This window comes from Rhodanobacteraceae bacterium, assembly GCA_016713135.1.
Lineage (GTDB): Bacteria > Pseudomonadota > Gammaproteobacteria > Xanthomonadales > SZUA-5 > JADKFD01.
This window is the reverse complement of the sequence record JADJPR010000022.1, coordinates 83,808-102,063: the sequence shown is the minus strand read 5'-3', so window position 1 is coordinate 102,063 and position 18,256 is coordinate 83,808. Positions and strand designations below refer to the sequence as shown.

14 protein-coding genes are annotated in these 18,256 nt (G+C 68.2%); 2 read left to right on the top strand and 12 right to left on the bottom strand.

The window, feature by feature from the left end:
• Window positions 1–190 precede the first annotated feature (190 nt).
• Window positions 191–1,669 carry a 50S ribosome-binding GTPase gene (locus tag IPK27_18395; protein MBK8069516.1) on the bottom strand — a complete coding sequence of 493 codons (1,479 nt, stop codon included), beginning with the start codon at window positions 1,667–1,669 and terminating at the stop codon, window positions 191–193.
• 58 nt (window positions 1,670–1,727) lie between these two features.
• On the opposite strand from IPK27_18395, the gene IPK27_18390 reads away from it, so the two are divergent.
• Window positions 1,728–5,204: a response regulator gene (locus IPK27_18390; protein ID MBK8069515.1), complete on the top strand. Its 3,477-nt coding sequence runs from the start codon at window positions 1,728–1,730 to the stop codon at window positions 5,202–5,204.
• Window positions 5,205–5,243: 39 nt separating this feature from the next.
• On the opposite strand, the gene IPK27_18385 is transcribed toward IPK27_18390, so the two are convergent.
• The 10 genes from IPK27_18385 to grxD all read right to left on the bottom strand — a co-directional run bounded on the left by IPK27_18385 (window position 5,244) and on the right by grxD (window position 15,417).
• Entirely contained in the window at window positions 5,244–6,317 is a 1,074-nt protein-coding gene (locus IPK27_18385; GenBank protein MBK8069514.1) for a uroporphyrinogen decarboxylase, read from the bottom strand.
• Window positions 6,318–6,390: 73 nt separating this feature from the next.
• Complete coding sequence (locus tag IPK27_18380; GenBank protein MBK8069513.1) at window positions 6,391–6,687, bottom strand: SPOR domain-containing protein; 297 nt, start codon at window positions 6,685–6,687, stop codon at window positions 6,391–6,393.
• A gap of 541 nt (window positions 6,688–7,228) precedes the next feature.
• Window positions 7,229–7,504: a WGR domain-containing protein gene (locus IPK27_18375; GenBank protein MBK8069512.1), complete on the bottom strand. Its 276-nt coding sequence runs from the start codon at window positions 7,502–7,504 to the stop codon at window positions 7,229–7,231.
• A 44-nt stretch (window positions 7,505–7,548) separates the two neighbouring features.
• Entirely contained in the window at window positions 7,549–8,643 is a 1,095-nt protein-coding gene (gene aroB, locus IPK27_18370; GenBank protein ID MBK8069511.1) for a 3-dehydroquinate synthase, read from the bottom strand.
• A complete protein-coding gene (locus tag IPK27_18365) occupies window positions 8,630–9,187 on the bottom strand; it encodes a shikimate kinase (protein MBK8069510.1) in 558 nt (185 codons plus the stop codon). Before IPK27_18365 ends, aroB begins: the two co-directional genes overlap by 14 nt.
• A 495-nt stretch (window positions 9,188–9,682) precedes the next feature.
• The gene (locus IPK27_18360) at window positions 9,683–12,964 is read right to left on the bottom strand and encodes a TonB-dependent receptor (GenBank protein ID MBK8069509.1); all 3,282 of its coding nucleotides are present in this window, start codon (window positions 12,962–12,964) and stop codon (window positions 9,683–9,685) included.
• A 235-nt stretch (window positions 12,965–13,199) separates the two neighbouring features.
• On the bottom strand, window positions 13,200–13,670 hold the full coding sequence (locus IPK27_18355) for a flavodoxin family protein (GenBank protein MBK8069508.1): 471 nt from the start codon (window positions 13,668–13,670) through the stop codon (window positions 13,200–13,202).
• 27 nt (window positions 13,671–13,697) lie between these two features.
• Window positions 13,698–14,297 (bottom strand): YhgN family NAAT transporter, encoded by a 600-nt coding sequence (locus IPK27_18350; protein MBK8069507.1) that lies wholly within the window; start codon window positions 14,295–14,297, stop codon window positions 13,698–13,700.
• Between the two features lie 8 nt (window positions 14,298–14,305).
• A complete protein-coding gene (locus IPK27_18345) occupies window positions 14,306–15,091 on the bottom strand; it encodes an SDR family NAD(P)-dependent oxidoreductase (GenBank protein MBK8069506.1) in 786 nt (261 codons plus the stop codon).
• Complete coding sequence (gene grxD, locus IPK27_18340) at window positions 15,088–15,417, bottom strand: Grx4 family monothiol glutaredoxin (protein MBK8069505.1); 330 nt, start codon at window positions 15,415–15,417, stop codon at window positions 15,088–15,090. Before grxD ends, IPK27_18345 begins: the two co-directional genes overlap by 4 nt.
• A gap of 79 nt (window positions 15,418–15,496) precedes the next feature.
• On the opposite strand from grxD, the gene IPK27_18335 reads away from it, so the two are divergent.
• On the top strand, window positions 15,497–16,507 hold the full coding sequence (locus tag IPK27_18335; GenBank protein MBK8069504.1) for an amidohydrolase: 1,011 nt from the start codon (window positions 15,497–15,499) through the stop codon (window positions 16,505–16,507).
• A 17-nt stretch (window positions 16,508–16,524) separates the two neighbouring features.
• Here IPK27_18335 and ptsP read toward each other — a convergent pair whose 3' ends face one another.
• Window positions 16,525–18,249 carry a phosphoenolpyruvate--protein phosphotransferase gene (gene ptsP / locus IPK27_18330; protein ID MBK8069503.1) on the bottom strand — a complete coding sequence of 575 codons (1,725 nt, stop codon included), beginning with the start codon at window positions 18,247–18,249 and terminating at the stop codon, window positions 16,525–16,527.
• Window positions 18,250–18,256: the final 7 nt, after the last annotated feature.

Here is an 18,256-nt window from a genome sequence, read left to right as displayed (position 1 = left end):
GCAAAGGACGCAAAGGGACGCAAAGGACGCAAAGAAAAGCGTCGAAGGTCAGCAAGGGCGCCGGTCGCCAGGTCAATGACTGAACCCGCTCCTGCACTCCTTCGCGTCCTTTGCGTCCTTTGCGTCCCTTTGCGTCCCCAAATGCAGCCCACCAGAGCGCGACAAGAAGTCCACAAGCGAACAAGGCCGATCACGGCTCGCCCCCTTTCTCGCCGCGCGAGGCGAGCACGAGCTTGAGCATGTCTGGAGCGAGTTGCATCAGGCGCGAGCGGTCGGCGAGGCCAGCATCGAAGCGCGCGAGCGCGGCCTTGCGGTCGAAGCCGTCGCCGCGCGCGAGAGTGTCGGCCACGGCGCGGCCGAGACTGTCGAAGATCATCGCGTAAGCCACCGCGTGCACCAGCCCGCCGCCGACGGTACCGAGGCCAGGGAAGGCCTTCATCGCATTGCCCGCGATCGCCAGGATCAGCGCCGCACTGCCGCGCAGCCGGCCGCCGGCAAGCTGCACGAACTGGTCGAGGTCGATCGACTTCAGCGGCACCTGGTAGACCCCGCAGAGCTCGGACAGCAGGCGCGTGGCGAGCACGCCCTGGATCACCAGGTCGCTGCCCGGCGCCACCGCGGCCAACGCGCCGAGCGCCGCCTTGCGCGCGTAGTCGCGGACCAGCGTCTGGGCCTCGCGCTGGCGCTGTTCCGCCTCGATGGCACCGAGCTTGAGGTCGAGCGCGCCAAGCACCGCGCGTTCGCGCGCGCCCTCGTACTCGGACGGCCCGTACTCGGCCACCTCGTCGAGCGCCGCCAGCAAGGGCAGCAACTGCGGCGGGCGCGGTCGCTCGCGCACCTCCTCGCGGCCATCGGGCAGGCGCACCAGCACGCTCTCGCTGCCGCCGGCGCTGACCGGCAGCGGCTGCAGCCCGGTGCGCTCGCGCAGGCGTGCGGCGAGCACCTGCAACTCCTCCGGGCGATAGCGGTCCGCCTTGTTCAGCACCAGCAAGAGCGGCTTGCCGAAGCCGCGCAGCCATCCGATCTCATCGCCCTGGGTGCGCGTCAGATCGCCATCGCAGACGTAGGCGACCACGTGCGCGCGCAGCGCCTCCTCGCGCGCGGCCACCGCGCGCGCCTCGCCCTGCCATTCGGCGGTGCCGGGCACATCGGCCAGTTGCAAAGTGGCGCCGCCGGGCAGCGTGCCCTGGTGATGGCTGACGCTGCGGGTGGTGCCGGCGCGCACGTCCACCGCGACCTGGGCGCCTGGCACCAGCGCGCGGATCAGGCTGGACTTGCCGGCGCTGACATCGCCGAACAGCGCCACCTGCACCTGGTCCAGGCCCGCGCGGCGGTCGAGTTCTGCGAGTTCCGCCCGCAGCGGCGCCGCAGCCTCGGGCAAAGCGACCGAGGACAGCCGGTGTTCCACGCCGCTGCGGTCCACCGGCGCTTTCGGCTGCGGCTGCTGCGCGGCGCGGCGCGGACGCAGCAATCGCCACAGCAGCCAGCCGCTGAGGCCCAGCAGCGCCAGCAACAGCATTGCGGTGAGCGCAGCCAGCCAGTCCGGGAGCCGCTGCAGGCGTTCGATGATCGACAACACGGCGTCGGTGGCGTAGACCACACTCAGCAACAGGCCGACCGTGCTCGCGATCACCAGCACGGCCAGCAACTGGCGGATGCGCGGGGTCAGGGGGGCGTCGGGCATGGGGCGGAGCGCGGACCTGAAGTGGCGAGGGTGCCTGGGCTGGATGTTGGCGGCCTGCGCCGCGCCTTGGCAAGCACCGGCCGCGGACGCGGCGCTGGCGCCGCCGGTGTTCGAGGTCTACGGCACCGAGCAGGGCCTGCCATCGCGCCAGGTGCAGGTGCTCGCGCAGGATGCGCAGGCGCGGCTGTGGATCGGCACCGCCAACGGCCTGGTGCGGCATGATGGCCACGGCTTCCAGGCTTATCCCGCACGGCTGGAGCAGGAGCATGCCCTGGCCAGCACCTCGGTGGAGGCACTGCATGTGGATGCCCGCGGGCAGGTCTGGATTGCGACACAGGGCGGCCACCTGGCGCGCTGGCGCCAGCGCCGGGATGATTTCGAGCGCATCGACCTGACTGCGGTGCAGCATGCCGAACCCCTCGAACTCTGGTCGCTGAGCTCGACTCCCGGTCGCCTGTGGGCCGGCAGCTATGGCGCCGGGTTGATCGAGTTCGACGGCGATGGCCGGGTGCTCGCGCAGCACCAGGCACCGGGGGAGAACGGCGCGCATCTGTTCGACGTGCTCGGGGCGCCGGATGGCGCGGTCTGGCTGATGACCCTGGACCGCCAGCTGTGGCGTTTCGATGCCGGCTCCACGACCATGGCCGTAGTCACCCCCGCACCGGGTGAGCCGGAGCCCGCGGTTTACGGGCTCGCATGGCGCCAGGATGCTCCGTGGTTCACGACCCGCGACGGGCGATTGTGCACGGTCGACGCCACCCGCACCGCGCGCTGCGCTCCGCTGCCTCTGCTCGCCCTGCCCGGCCGCGCGCGAATGCTGCTGCCGGCCGCGCGTGGCGACTGGATCGGCGGCCTTGGTGAACTGCTGCGGAGCGTCGACGGTCAGTCGCAGCGCATCGAGTTTGTCGCGGGCAGCCGCGGTGGCGTGCCGCAGCAGGCGCTGTGGACGGCAATCGCCGACCGCGACGGCGGCCTGTGGCTGGGAAGCATGGGTGGCGGGCTGCTGCACTTGCCCGCGAGTGCCGAACGCTTCCGGGCCTGGCAGCCGCGCACCGGCAGCGAGGGCGGACTGCGCGACGGCCGCGTGCGCGGCGTGGCGCGCGATGCGCAGGGCCGCGTCTGGATTGCGACGCTGAATGCCGGGCTGCACCGGCTGGCCCCGGCAACCGGTGCGATCGACCGCATTGCGCTCCCCGGAAGCGACCAGCCGCGTGTGTGGGCGGTGCTCGCCGACCGCGACGGCGAGCTCTGGGTGGGGCACCAGGACGGCTTGCTGCGGGCGCGGATCGACAACGCGGGCCAGTTGCAGCCCTGGCAGCAGTGGACGGCCGGGCAACTGACCGGTGGCCTGGTCGACCTGCTCTACCGCGACCGCCAGGGGCAGGTCTGGGCGGCGGCGATGGGCTCGGGGATCAACCGCATCGATCCCGCCAGCGGCCGGGTGGAGCACCTGCCCTTCGCCGCAGATGCGCTCGCGGGCAGCGAAGTGCAACAGATCGGCGCAGGGATCGATGCGCGCACCTGGGTGGCCACCGACCGCGGACTGTACGCGCGCTCTGCGGACGGCTGGCAGACCCTGGTCGGCGGGGCCCGGGTCGATGCCTGGGCGATCGTTGCGGCGGACACGCTGTACGCAATGGTGGATGGCCAGCTCGTGCGCTACCGCTGGCGCGCAGGGCTGCTTCGCGACGAGCACTGGGCCCCGCGCGATTTCGTCGAGATGCAGACGGTGGGCGCGTTGGCATGGCGCGGCGGCGCGCTCTGGCTGAGCGGTCCGCAGGGGCTGTATCGCTATTTCCCGGAGCGCGACATCCTCGAAGCCTTCGACACCCGCGACGGCCTGCCCACGCGCGAGTTCAGCGACCGCCCGATGCATGTCGACCCCGAGGGCATGCTCTGGCTGGGCAGCGAGGACGGCCTGGTACGTGTCGATCCAGACCACACCTCCCCCCGGCCGCCCGCAGCCGAACTGCGCTTCGAATACCTGCGCGTGGCCGACGGCGCGAGTTGGCGGGAACTGGCGCCACAGGCACAGGCCACGCTGGCAGCCGATGACCGCGACCTGCGCGTGGCCGTGCGGCTGGCCTCGCTGGCACGGCCGCAGGCGCAGCGCTTCAGCTTCCGCGTGCATGGATGGGAGCGCGATTTCAGTGCCCCGTCGGCGCAGCCCGAACGCTTCTTCGGCACCCTGCCCGCCGGCGACTACACCCTCGAAGTGCGCGCCTGGGACGGCCACGGACAGGCGGCTGCCAATCCCTTGCTGTGGCGGTTTCGCGTGCAGCCGCCTTGGTGGCGCGGTCCGGCGGCGGTGCTCGCCTACCTGGCGCTGGTACTGCTCTCGCTGTGGGCCGTCTGGCGCTGGCGCCTGCGACGGCAGCGCGCTGCCGCGGAACTCGCGGAGTCGCGCCGTCAGACGCAGTGGGCCGAACGCCTGGCGGTCGAACGCACCGCCCTGATGGCCGAACTGAGCCACGAGATCCGCAATCCATTGAATGGCGTGCTGGGCATGGCGCGACTGCTGCAGGATCAGCCGCTGGCCAGCACTGCGCAGCGCTACCTGGGACTGCTGCAGGACGCTGGCCAGCAGCTCGCGCGACTGCTCGACGACATGCTCGACTGGAGCCGCATGCAGGCGCGCCCCGAGCCGCTGGCGACAGCTCCGGTGGCGCTGGACGAGGCGCTCGCAGGATCCATGGCGCATCACCAGGCCCAGGCGCATGCGCGCGGCCTCAGCTTCCACTGCGGGATCGATCCGCAACTGGGCGTGCTGGCGGACGCCCTGCGCCTGCGTCAGATCGTCGAGAACCTGGTCGGCAACGCGGTCAAGTTCACCGTGCAGGGCGGGATTGCGATCAACGCCGAGGCCGCCGACGGGCGCGTGCAGCTGCGCGTGCGGGACACCGGGCCGGGCCTGGCGCCGGCTCAGGTCGAGCGCCTGTTCCAGCCCTTCGAGCGCGTCGGCGACGAGCGCGCGGCGCCCGGCACCGGCCTTGGGCTGGCGATCAGCCGCAACCTGGCCGAGCGCATGGGTGGCCGGCTGTGGGTGGAATCCGAGCCGGGCGCCGGGAGTTGCTTCGTGCTCGAGCTGGCCGCGGCCGAACTGCCAGCGGCGACGCCTTTTCCCGCAAAGCCGGTCGGCGCACCGGCGCTCACCGGCCTGAGCTTGCTGGTGGTCGACGACGACCCTGCGGCGCGCGAGTGCATGCAGGCCGTGCTCGACTGCGCCGGCGCCCACGCGCGCTGCGAGGCGGATGCGCTCGCGGCGCTGATTGCCCTGCAGTCGCAGGCCTTCGACGCGGCTCTGATCGACTGGGACCTGCCCGGGATGAGCGGCGTGGAACTGGCACAGCTGCTGCGCACGCAATTCCCCGCGCTGCCGCTGATCGCGGTGACCGGCCGGGTCACGCCAGCCGACCGCGCACGCGGGATCGAGGCTGGATTTGCCGCGCATGTGGCCAAGCCGGTCGATCCGCTGGTCCTCTGTGCGGCAATCGAGCAGTGTTGCCACCGGCATGCGTGACCTCGGGCTTGCGGCGCTCCGGTGTCGCGCGCTGCAGCGTCAGGCCAGAAGATCGCGCCGTTTGCCGAACTCGTGCACCGCGTCGACCAGCACATGCATCTGCTCCGGATTGACGTCCGGGGTGATGCCGTGGCCGAGGTTGAACACGTGGCCGGGGCCGCCGCCGTAATCGCGCAGGACCATGTCGACCTGCTGGCGCAGGCTGGCCGGGGAGGCGTACATTGCTGCCGGGTCGAGGTTGCCCTGCAGCGCGACGCGGCCGCCGGTGCGCGAGCGCGCCTCGCCCAGGGACACGGTCCAGTCGACCCCGAGCGCGTTGGCGCCGATCTGGCTCAGCGCTTCCAGGTGCCCGTTGGCGCCGCGGCTGAACACGATCACCGGCACGTTGTCCGGGCCACGGTCGATGCTCTGCGCCAGGCGCGTCAGATTGGACTGCGAGAATTCGCGATAGTCGCCCGGCGCGAGCACGCCGCCCCAGGAGTCGAAGATCATCACCGCCTGGGCGCCGGCACGGATCTGCGCCTCCAGGTAGACCCGCACCGAACGGGTCAGCACGTCGAGCAACTGGTGCAACGCATCCGGGTGGTCCCACATCAGGCGCTTGATGTGGGCGAAGCGCTCGGTCGGGCCGCCCTCGACCATGTAGCAGGCCAGGGTCCACGGGCTGCCGGCGAAGCCGATCAGCGGCACGCGGCCGCGCAGCTCCTGGCGGATCAGGCGCACCGCGTCCGGCACATAGCGCAGCTCGACCTCCGGGTCCGGCACGCCGAGGCGTTCGATGGCGTCCAGCGTGCGCAGCGGATGGGCGAAGCGCGGGCCCTCGCCCTCGGCAAAGGAGAGCCCCAGGCCCATCGCGTCCGGAATCGTCAGGATGTCCGAGAACAGGATCGCCGCGTCCAGTTCGAAGCGATCGATCGGCTGCAGGGTCACTTCGCAGGCCATCTCCGGCGAGCGGCAGAGGTTCATGAAACTGCCGGCGCGTTCGCGCGTGGCGCGATACTCCGGCAGGTAGCGCCCGGCCTGGCGCATCACCCAGACCGGCGTGGTGTCCACCGGCTGGCGGCGCAGGGCGCGCAGGAAACGATTGTGGCGGCCGCAGTCGATGGCTTGCATGCTTGGCTCCGTGGGCCGCACCAGTGGAGGCGCAGCAGATGGTGGACTCAGAAACGCGGGATCGGCCGCCGGCTCAGTGCGCGGAAACCGCCTGGACCTCGGCCTGCAGCGGCGCGAGCCTGCGCGGCCAGTAGCCGCCGCCGAGTGCGGTCGCGGCCGCACGCGCGCTGGCAAGATCCGGGAAGTCGCGCCACAGCAGCAGCCACCATTCGACGCGGTCGCGACGAACACGCACGACATACGTCTCGCCGGCGACCAGACCGAGTCGCCGCCGCAGCGCATCGAAACCCCGGTCGCTGGAAGCCGCGGAGAGTTGGACCGTGAAATGTCCCGACGGTAGTGACAACAGGTCGGTGGCGCCGAGGACCACGGCCGAGGCGACCGGTGGCGATTGATTGGCGACTTCCGGAGTTGGGGTTGGTGCTGGGGTTGGAGCTGGTGCTGGGGTTGGCGCTGGTGCTGGCATTGGCGCCGGCGCGGGCAGCGGCGCAGCCACTGGCCCGGACGTCGCGACGGACGCCGCCTCAGGGACGGGCGCCGGCTCCGGCACTGGCGTCGGTTCCGGCACGGGCGTGGGCTCTGGAACCGGCTTCGACGCAGCCACCGGTTCCGGCATGGGTGCTGGTGGCGCAGCAGGCTCAGGCGCCGCGGGCGGTGCGGGCGAGGTGTAGGCTGCCATGCCCTGCGATTGACCGGATATGGAGGGAATCCGGGACGGATCCATCAGGTACGGCGGTGGTGCGGACGGCGCCGGCCTGGTGTGCTGGCGGGGCAAGGAGCGCGGCGCCGGCGCGTCGGCACCGCGGCCACAGTCCCAGCCCTTGCCATCTTCCGAGGGCACGCAGACGATGCGCTCGTCGGGACCGCTGCCTGCAGCCAATCCGAGCGCCAACGCCAACGTGGCCAGTGCGCTAATCATGGATCGTGCGCCCACTGCCAGGCTCTTCGGCACCCTGGCTGAACATCACCCGGAAGCCCTTCTTGAGCTGCTGGTCGCGCGCCTTGACCAGCGCCGACTGGGCCGCCTCCAGGTCAAGGAACTGCTCGCGCCGCAAGGTACCTCGCGTGCCTTGCTGGCCGGTTTCGCGGATCAGGGTCCAGCCACCCAGCAGATCCTGCTGCAGGATCAACTGGAAATAGCGTGGGGGCTCCGGGGAGCCGGGCATCGATTGCATGAAAATTCGCATGCTTCCAGTCTAGCCGAAGGTCTCACCGGCTCGCAGGTATTCCATCAAGTTGCGGATGGCGTGTCGCGGCCCAGGCATGCGACGAGCGCCCCCGCCTCCACCCCGTCGACGATTTCCGCCTTGCCGATGCCGCGCCACAGGATCAGGCGCAGGCGATCGCTCAGGGTCTTCTTGTCGAGCTTCATCAGCTCGACCATGTGCTCGGGTGATGCGTTCGCCGGCCGCGCCGTGGGCAGCCCCAGGCGCGCCAGAAGCGCGCGCAGGCGCTCGCTGTCGGCTGCGTCTGCGAAGCCGAGGTAGGCGCTCAGCCGGGCAGCGAGCAGCATCCCGATCGCCACCGCCTCGCCATGCAGCCACTGGCGGTATTCGCCGATGGTTTCCAACGCGTGCCCGTAAGTGTGGCCGAAATTCAGCAGCGCGCGCTCGCCGGTCTCGCGCTCGTCGCGCACCACGACACCCGCCTTGTGCGCGCAAGAGCGCAGCACCGCCTGGGCGACGGTCTCTTCGTCACGGGCATTCAGCGCATCTGCGTGCACCTCCAGCCAATCGAAGAAGCCCGCGTCGCCGATGGCGCCGTACTTGACCACCTCGGCAAGGCCGGCGCGGTATTCGCGCGCCGGCAGGGTGTGCAGCGTGGCGATATCGGCGATCACCCGGCGCGGTTGCCAGAAGGCGCCCACCAGGTTCTTCCCCTGCGGCAGGTTGACGCCGGTCTTGCCGCCGACCGAGGAATCGACCATCGCCAGCAGGGTCGTCGGCAGCTGAATGAAATCGATGCCGCGCATCCAGCAAGCCGCGGCAAAACCGCCCAGGTCGCCGATCACGCCGCCGCCGAGCGCGATCAGCGTGGCATTGCGCTGCGCGCCGAGATCCGCCAGCGCCTGCCAGATTTGCTGCGCCGAGGCGATCGACTTGTGCTGCTCGCCGTCGGGCAGCAACAGGCGCTGCCAGCGCAACCCTTCCAGTGCAGCCTCCACCCTGGCCGCATACAGCGGCGCGATGGTGGTGTTGCTCAGCAGCAGGGCCTGGCGACCGGCAATCGCCTCGCGCAGCAGCACCGACTGGCTCAGAAGGCCGCTGCCGATGTGGATACGATAGGCGCGCTCGCCAAGCGCAACCTCGAGTTCAAGCGTTTGCATGGTCAGCCTCTTGCGGCAGGCGCTGCCAGTGACGCTGCAGCGCGGCGAGCGCACGCCGCGCGGTAGCACCCGGGCCGGCGCGGTCAGCGGTGATCTGCAGGTCCGCCAGTTCGCGATAGATCGGATTGCGCAGCGCCGCCAGCTCGCGCAATTTCTGTGCCCGGTCGGGTGTCCGCAGCAGCGGGCGCGAGTAGTCGCGTGCGAGTCGCTCCAGTTGCAGTTCGACCGGCGCCTCAAGGTACACCACGAATCCCCGCCGCCTCAGCAGCTCGCGGTTCTGCTCCGCCAGTACGCTGCCCCCGCCGGTGGCGAGCACGATGCCGTCTTCCGCGCACACCCGCCGCAGGGTCTCGCTCTCCCGCGCACGGAACGCGGCCTCGCCCTGCAGTTCGAAAATCAGCGGAATGCTGCTGCCGGCATCGTTTTCGATGACCTGGTCCAGGTCGACGAAATGCAGCCCCAGCGCCTTGGCAATGCGGCGCCCGACGGTGCTTTTTCCGGCGCCCATCGGGCCGACGAGGTAGATGTTCGCGGAGGGGTTCATGCGAGCGATGCTAACCCGCGAATGCCTGCCGGCTTACTCGGTTTGGGCCGCGCCCGCAGGGTGCACGCAAGCCGGGATCGGGCCGGAGACCCTTCGGGCGAAACGCGTTGCCTGTAGCCCAGAAACTTGCGATTCCAAGGTCGATCGACTGCGCTCTTTGCCGCATTGACGTTGAGCTTCAGTCGCTCTTCCAGGAATCCGCGCGCCGCCGCCGCTTCGCTGCGGACGTAGATGTTGCAGTCGTCCGCATAGCGGCAGTACGCATGGCCGCGACGCTGTGCCGCCTCGTATCCGCTTCCTGTTCGTCAGGCCAGCGCTTTGCCTTCAGCTTCCTCCAGATTCGCAGTTACCCACGACACCCTTGCCGTTCGGCTAACTCTTCCCCTTGCCGGGCGAGTAGAGGACTTTCACCTCAAAGCAGGTGCGCCCTGCCGGGCGCACCAAAACAAACGGCCGGCTTGCGCCGGCCGTTTGCCTCAGACAGTCAGGCAACTGTTAGAAGCTGTACTTGAAGCCCACCTGCACGGACCACTGCGAAATGCCGTTGGTCTGCGCATCGGCGTCCGTCGGAACGCCCAGTGCCGCCGGCTGACCGAATTGGGTACCGGTGCGGTAGCCGTAGACATACTGTCCCTGGTAGATGCCGACGAGCGTAGCGACCGCCTCGTTCCCGTTGAAGCCGTAATCCAGGATGTGGCCCCAGTCGTCGTTGATCAGGTTGCCGATGTTCTGGATGTCGATCCACAACTCGGACGTATGTCCCTCGTAGAAGCCCGGCAGCTGCTGCGTCAGGCGCACGTCGAAGGTATGCACCCAGCCGGCGTTGAAGGCGTTTTCCGGCGCATGCTGCCCAGCGTAGCGGGCCAAGTCCGGATGCGAGTCGAGGAAGCTCTGGAAGGCTGCTGCCATCGCCGGATTGGCGGTGAAGACACCTGACGAATTGAGCGAGCCGAACAGCACATCGCCGTTGGGCACGTAGAACAGATCGTTGAAGGTGCGGTTGTCGCCGTTCGCGTCGCCGCTGAAGATGTAGCTGAACGGACGTCCGCTACGACCTTCGTAGACCAGGCCGATCTGCGTCTCGTAGTCGCCGAAGAAGCTGTGCTTCCAGTTCAAGGTGCCAGTGAAACGGTCCTTGATCTCGTAACGCGCCGTGGAGGCGGTCGGATCGTTGACATTGAAGCCGTACTGGTAGCCATAACCGGAGCCGGCGGTGGAACTCGTCAGCGCGCCCACTTCTTCAGCATCGGTGTAGGTGTATCCAACCATCCACGACCAGTCGCTTTCGATGGTGAAGGGCTTGGTCAACGACAAGGTCAGCTGCTGGCTCTTGCCCTTGTTGGTGTTCTCGATGAGGAAGACGTCGCCGAACGCACTGTTGTTGTTGAAGCGCGGGGTGGCTGCCGTGCCGAACGGGCCCCGGTTGCTCGGATTCCAGTACAGCACGCGTCCGTCCGGACCGATGAAGCCCGGGCCGACATTGAGCGTCTTGTAGAACAGGCCGTTCTCGACGTCGGAAAGCAGCACCTCGGCCGACGCGACCATGCCCCACCACGGCAGTTCATGTTCGATGGCGAGGTTGGCCTTCAAGACCGAGGGCAACTCGAAGTTCGGCGCGATGACGTTGACGTTGCGGTTGGCACTCGCCGACGGCGGGACCGTGGGATTGAGCCCGTCCGGGTTGAACAGCGTGGTCAGGCAGGTGGCATTGCGGCCACCTTCGGTCGGTCCGGTGTAGTTGCAGTGCCGATAGTTGGAGTAGGCGATGGCGTTCAGGCCGGTGCTGTTGTAGGCATTGCCGATCCACACCTGCGGCGCATCGCCCTGGAACAGGCCGAGACCGCCACGCAGCTGGGTCGGACGTTCCGAGTCGAAGGTGTAATTGAAGCCAACACGCGGCTGCAGGACGAAGCCGCCGCTATAGGTATTCGAATTGTCGAGGCCGAAACCGCCGGTCCAGCGACCCGCGGAGTTGGTCGTCTGCGGGGCCGCAAAGTTGGGATTGAAGGTCGGGTCCGGGTTGGCGTCCGGGCGGTCCATGCGCACGCCGTAGGTCAACGTCAGGTTCGAGTTGACGTACCAGGTGTCCTGCAGGAACAAACCCAGATTCTCGCTGGTATAGATGGCCGGAACCGAACCCGGGGCCGTCTGATACTGCAGGTCGTAGTCGAAATAGATGCCGTTTCGGAAATTGTCGATTCCGAAGAAGCTGTAGTTGCCCCACGAGTCCTGCAGGAAGTAGTTGTAGATGTCGTTGTCGCTGTACTGGAAGCCGAACTTGAGGTCGTGGTCTCCCAGGGTCCACAGCGCCGAGCCGAAGTAGTCCCAGGTCTTGGTGCTGAGCGAGTTGCCCATCGAGCTGCGTTCGGTGCCGAGGCGAATGAACTGGCCGGCCGACGGATTGTTGTTGGCAACGCCGTCGTCGAAGTAGATCTGGATCGTCGGTGCCGTGGTGGGATTGACGCGATTGGCCGAGTAGTCGCGGTACGAGACCTTGAACTCAGTGGAGAAGGAACTGGACCAGTCGCTGAAGACCTGGCCGACAATGCTCTCGACATCCTTCTCGTGGTCGTACCAGTTGGAACTCAACGCGAGCGCGTTGGCGTTGGAGCCTTCCGGACGCACGCGGGTCTGGTCCAACCGGCTGTAACGCAGGTTCGCGCGGTGGTTCTCGCTGATGTTCCAGTCCAGCTTGAGCGCGCGTTCCTCGAGCTCGGTGTCGCCGTTTCCGGTCGTCTCGCCAGGCTCGAAACCCCAGACTTCACGCGCGATGCGCTGTACTTCCGCCAGCTGCGTGGGACCGAACTGACCGTTCGTGCGCAATAGTGGCGTGTTGGTGAGGTCCGGGCTGGGCTTGCCGCGCGTGTACTTCTCGTAATTGGCGAAGAAGAACAGCCGGTCTTCGATGAGCGGGCCGCTGAAAGTGCCGCCGTAGGTTTCTTCCTTGGTGAACTCGGTGAAATCAGCGCCAGTCAGGGGATGCTCGCCGAACCAGTCGCCGTCGCGGTAGTTGCCGTAAATCGAACCGTGGAACTCATTGCCGCCGGACTTGGTCACCACGTTGACATTGGCACCTGCGGCGCCGGCAATCGTCACGTCGTAGTTCGACAGGCTGATGTCGATGGCCTCGATGGCCTGGATCGAAACCGGCTGGCGCTGCGTCGGCATGTTGTTGCCTTCGAGGCCGAAGGTGTCGCTGGCCGACACGCCATCGATGGTGATCTTGTTGAAGCGCGGATTCATGCCGCCCGCGGTGATGCTGCCGGAAGAGCGGTCGGTATAGGCGACGCGCGGGTCCAGGCGCATGTAGTCCTGGATGTTGCCGTTGATCGACGGCAGGGACTCGATTTCGCGCCGGCTGAGGTTGGTGCCTGCGCCTTGCTTGTTGGACGAGAACACGGACTCGCCGCTGGCGGCGAGGACCTCGACCGCTTCCAGCGTGGTCATCGCCGGATCCAGATCCATGTTGATCTGGGCGGTCTCTCCCAGCGAAAGGGTGACGCCGTCCGCCGCTTCACCACTGAAGCCATCCTTGGTCACGGTCACCTTGTACGGGCCGCCGACGCGAAGACCGGATGAGGTGTATCGACCTTGGGCGTCGGTGACGACGCTGCGCCGTGTGTTCGACGGCACGTGGAGAATCTCGACCACAGCGCCGGCGATCGGACGACCTTCGGGGTCCGTAATGCGCCCATTGACGGCGGAGGAGGTGCTCTGTGCGAACGCGCCCTGCGAGGCGACGAGGCCCAGCATGAGACCGAGCACCAACGCTTTCATCTGCGGCTTTTTCTTCATGACGACTGCCTGACCTCGTGTTGCGGGATTGGACTGCACACGACGCACGACTCGACAGCCCTTCAATGCGTGGTCGCCGCAGGCGAATTAAGGTGAGTTTAACAGCGCTGGATGACAGTTGGGCAACAGTGACACCGCCCGGTCGTTCGGGCTTGTTACGGATGTGCACGGGTTGCGGATGCGCGGACCTGCTGGCGCCTGGAAGCCGCGGCAGAGATCAGAACACGCCCAAGGCCAGTCCCAGCGCCATCGCAGCGCCCAATTCTTCACAATCATTCACCCGTAACTCCACCTCCTCGCTGCGGACAACCAGTGCCGGCTGCACCTCGCGCCAGCCGTGCCCGCGCGCGATGCGCTGGATCGACCGCACTGCCCCGCTTCCGTCGTTGCCGGCACAGACGAACAGCGCGAAGGGCCGGCCGTTGAGGCGCCCAAGCGCGGGGTAATACGTGCGCTCGAAGAAATCCTTGAGCAGGCCGCACATCGAACCGAAGGTCTCCGGCGTGCCGAACAAATAGCCATCCGCCGCCAACAGATCCTCCAGGGTTGCCCTGCCCGCGTGCAGGCTCCTGACCCCCACCGCGTTCGTTCCCAGCGCACCCGCGACGACCGCGTCGGCCAGGCGCGTGGTGCGCCAGCCATGGCTGTGATGTACGACCAGAAGCTCCGGACGTGGCGGACCCGACACTGCGACTTCAGCCCGCGACGGCCGGGCTCACGGCGGTGCGCCGGTCCCCAGGTAGCGGGCCACGCCGTCCAGGAACATCTGCACCGAGATCGCCACCAACAGCATGCCCATCAGGCGTTCCAGCGCAGCCAGGGTGCGCACGCCGAGCACCTTGTACAGCGCGGTGGCGGCGAACAGGATCACCGCGGTCGCAAGCCAGGCCGCCAGCAGCGCCAGGGTCCATTCGAACTGACGTCCGGTCCCGTCGTTGGCCAGCAGCAGCAGGGCTGCCATGGTCGATGGCCCGGCGATGCAAGGGATGGCCATTGGCACAATGAAGGGCTCGCCCTCCGGAATGTCGCCGAACAGCCCCTCGTGCGTCGGGAAGATCATGCGCACGCCGATCAGGAACAGCACGATGCCGCCGGCGATGCTGACCGACTCCTGGCGCAGATGCAGCATCGCCAGCAGCGCCTGTCCCGAATACAGGAACACCAGCAGCACCGCGAGGGCGATCACCAGCTCGCGCGCCAGAACCACGCGCTGGCGCGCCGGCGACAGTCCCTTGAGCAGCGACAGGAACACCGGGATGTTGCCCAGCGGGTCCATGATCAGGAACAGCAGGATGGCCGCCGAGACGATCTCCATGGCTGCGCTCAGCTGCCCGCCGGGAGCTGGCGCGCATCGATCACCGCCCCGGACCAGGCCGCTGGCGCATGCGCCAGGATCCAGGTCGCCAGGCTGGCGTAACGCGCCGGGTCCACCAAGCCATCGATGGGCTCGCCGACGAAGGCCTTGCGCCGGAAGGCACTCGCCAACGGCGCTGGCAGCAATCCCAGGGTGCGCACGCTGTCGCCCTCCCACTCGCATGCACTGATGCCGATCAGGGATCGCAATGCGGCCTGGGCAACGCCATAGGCGCCCCAGTAGGCGCGCAGGGAGCGCTCGATTTCGTCGACGAAGAACATGACTGCAGGGTTCAGGCTGGACGCGCGCAGTGCGGGCAGCAGCGACTGCAGCAGCAGAAACGGCGCGTTGACCCCCACCTGCAGCGTGCGCAGCCATTCCTCGGGCTCGAACTGTTCGATCGGCGTCAGTCCATGCAGGCGTCCGGCGGCACAGATCACGCCGTCAAGCCGCCCGCAGCCATCCAGGATCCGCGCGCCGAGCTCGGCGAACTCCGCGGGCGTGGCGCCTTCCAGATTCAGCGGGTAGATCGCCGGTTGTGGCGCCCCGAGCGCCTCGATCTCGTCGTACAGCTTTTCCAGCGCCGCCACCCGACGCCCGAGCAGCACCACGCTGGCGCCACGGTCGGCGGCCGCCAACGCGCAGGCGCGACCGAGCGCACCATTCGCGCCGACAACCAGGATCTGGCGGCCACCGAGCCCCGCGCCCGACCAGGCGTCCGCGGGCGGCACCACGCTCGGCAGCAACTCGCTCAAGCCGCGCCCTCCTGCACCTTTGCCTCGTCGACGATTCGCTTGAGCTCGCCTGAGGCCTCCAGGTCAGCCACGATATCCGATCCGCCGATCAACTCGCCGTGCACGAACAACTGCGGGAAGGTCTTCCAGTTGGCGTATTGCGGCAGGTTCGCGCGGATCTCCGGGTCCTCGAGGACGTTGACGGCGTGGAAGCTGGCGCCGACGTTTTTCAGGCACTGCGCCGCGCGCGAAGAGAAGCCGCACATCGGGAACTGCGGCGTCCCCTTCATGAACAGCACGATCGGGTGCGCGTCGAGCACAGCCTGAATCCGTTGCATCACATCCATCGGAACACCTCCATCCGGCGCCGGCCGCGCCTTTGCAGCCGCGTATCATAGCGCCCGCCCGCCGCCGGAACCGTCACTCGTGACCCTCAAGATCGATACCCACGCGCACGTATTGCCCCGCGACTGGCCGGACCTCGCCACGCGCCATGGCGACCTGCGCTTCCCGAGCATCGACCACAGCGGGGGCCGCCACCGGATCTACAAGGACGGCCAGTTCTTCCGCGAGATCCAGCCGCGCACCTGGGACGCGCAGTTGCGCATCGACGATTACGCGCAGTTCGAGGTCCAGGTGCAGGTGATCTCCACCGTGCCGGTGATGTTCTGCTACTGGGCGCCCGGCGCACAGGCGCTGGAGCTGCACCGCACGCTCAACGAGCACTCGGCGGAGATCTGCCGCGAGCACCCTCGGCACTACCTGGGTCTGGGCACGGTGCCGTTGCAGGATCCCAGGCTGGCGATCGCCGAGGCCACTCGCTGCGTTCGTGAACTCGGCTTGCAGGGGGTCCAGATCGGCTCGCATGTGGGCAACTGGAACCTGGACGCGCCCGAGCTGTTCGACTTCTTCGCCGCCTGCGAGGAACTCGATTGCGCGCTGCTGGTGCATCCCTGGGACATGATGGGCGCGGCCTCGATGCCGAAGTACTGGCTGCCCTGGCTGGTTGGCATGCCGGCCGAACAGTCGCGCGCGGTGTGCAGCCTGATCTTCGGCGGCGTGCTCGAGCGTCTGCCCGGGCTGAAGGTGGCTTTTGCGCACGGCGGCGGCTCCTTCCCCTACACCCTGGGAAGGATCGAGCACGGTTTCCGCATGCGCCCGGACCTGGTGGCGGTGGACAACCCGCGCCCTCCGCGCGAGTACCTCTCACGGCTCTACTTCGACACCTGCGTGCACGACGACGCCGCCCTCGCCTACCTGATCGACACCTGCGGCGCCGAGCGCCTGATGCTCGGCACCGACTACCCTTTCCCGCTGGGCGAGCAGGAGCCGGGCTCGCACATCCGGCGCATGGCGCTGGACGATGCCGCGCGTGGGCGACTGCTCGCGGGTACGGCGCTGGAATGGCTAGGCGTGGACCGCACGCGCTTCGACTGATGCCGCCGCCAGGCGGCTCAAGCCTGTTTGAGGATCTCGAGCACGTCCGCGGCGGTCGCCGCGTCCAGGATCCGCCGCTTGAGGCCCAGCAATGGCTTCCGCTGGAGCTTCGACAGCGACTCCTTGAGCTCCAGGATGCCGCGCGGGTGCAGGCTGAAGTCCGACAGCCCGAGCGCCAGCAGCAGCGCCGTGTGCCGGGTATCGCCGGCCATTTCGCCGCACAACGAGACCGGCTTGCCCATGGCGACGGCGGTGTCGATCACCGCGCTGATCAGGCGCAGCACGGCCGGGTGCAGCGGCTGGTACCAGCGCGCCACGGCCTGGTTGCCACGGTCGATGGCCAGGGTGTACTGGATCAGGTCGTTGGTGCCGATCGACACGAAGTCGAGGATCTCGACCATCCGCGGGGCGGCGATGGCCGCCGCCGGTACTTCGATCATGCCGCCAACTGGAACCTGTTCCTGGAAAGCGATCCCGGCGGCGCGCAGCTCGGCCTCGGCCTCGCGCACCAGTTCGCGCGCACGCAGCGCGTCCTCGGGGCCGCCCAGCATCGGCAGCAGCATGTTCACCGGGCCATGCACGGCGGCGCGCAGGATCGCGCGCAACTGGGTGCGGAACAGGTCGGGGAACTTGAGGCTCAGGCGGATGCCGCGCAGGCCCAGCGCCGGGTTCGGCTCGTCCGGATCCTGCCCCAACGCCAACTGCTTGTCGGCGCCGATATCCAGGGTGCGCAGCGTCAGCGGATGGCCATCCATGCGCCGCACCGCATCCGAATAGGCCTGGTACTGCTCCTCCTCATCCGGCGGCGAACTGCGGTGCAGGTACAGGAACTCGGTACGGAACAGGCCGATGCCGATGGCACCGTGGCGGATCGCAAGGTCGAGATCCTTGAGCTGCTCGGCGTTGGCCCAGATGCGGATCGATTCGCCATCGGCGGTGCGTGCCGCAGCATTCGCCAACCGCAGCAACTGCTGCGCGCGGCGCTTCTGCTCGTGCTGGCGTTCGCGGTAGCGCGTCAGGCGCTCGCCGTCCGGATCGATCAGGGCGAAGCCTCGATCGCCATCGACGATCAGCAACTGTCCCTCGTGCACCATCTGCCGCGCGCCGCGCACACCGATCACGCAGGGCACGCCCAGCGAGCGCGCGAGGATCGATGAGTGCGACAGCGGCCCACCGGTCTCGATCACGAATGCAGCCAGGCCGCGCTCGGCCAGCGCGGGCAACTCCGCAGGCTCCAGATCGTCAGCCACGATGACCGTGTCGTCGAGCGCGTCCTCCTCGACGAACAATGCCCTGGCCGGCCGCTGTGCCAAGGCCGCGGCGATCCGTTTGACCACTTGGTCGACATCGTCGCGGCGCGAGCGGAAGTAGTCGTCCTGCATCTGCTCGAAGGCCGCGAACAACTGGTCGCGCGCCTGCTTCAGCGCCCACTCGGCATTGCAGGCACGCGCACGAATGAACTCGACCGGCGATTCCACCAGTGCATCGTCTTCCAGCATCAGCAGATGGGTCTCGATGAACTCGCGGACCTCGCTGGCCACCTGCGGGCCGAGACGATCCGCCACCAAGGTGAGTTCGCCGCGCGCGGCCGCCACGGCTGTGCGGTAGCGATCGATCTCGGCGCCGACCTGGTCCGGATCCAGGGTGTACTCGGGAATCTCGACGCCGCCGCTCTCGAGCACGCGCGCACGGCCGATGCCGATGCCCCGGGATGCCGCCTGTCCGCTCAGGATCAGCGCCATCGCTCGG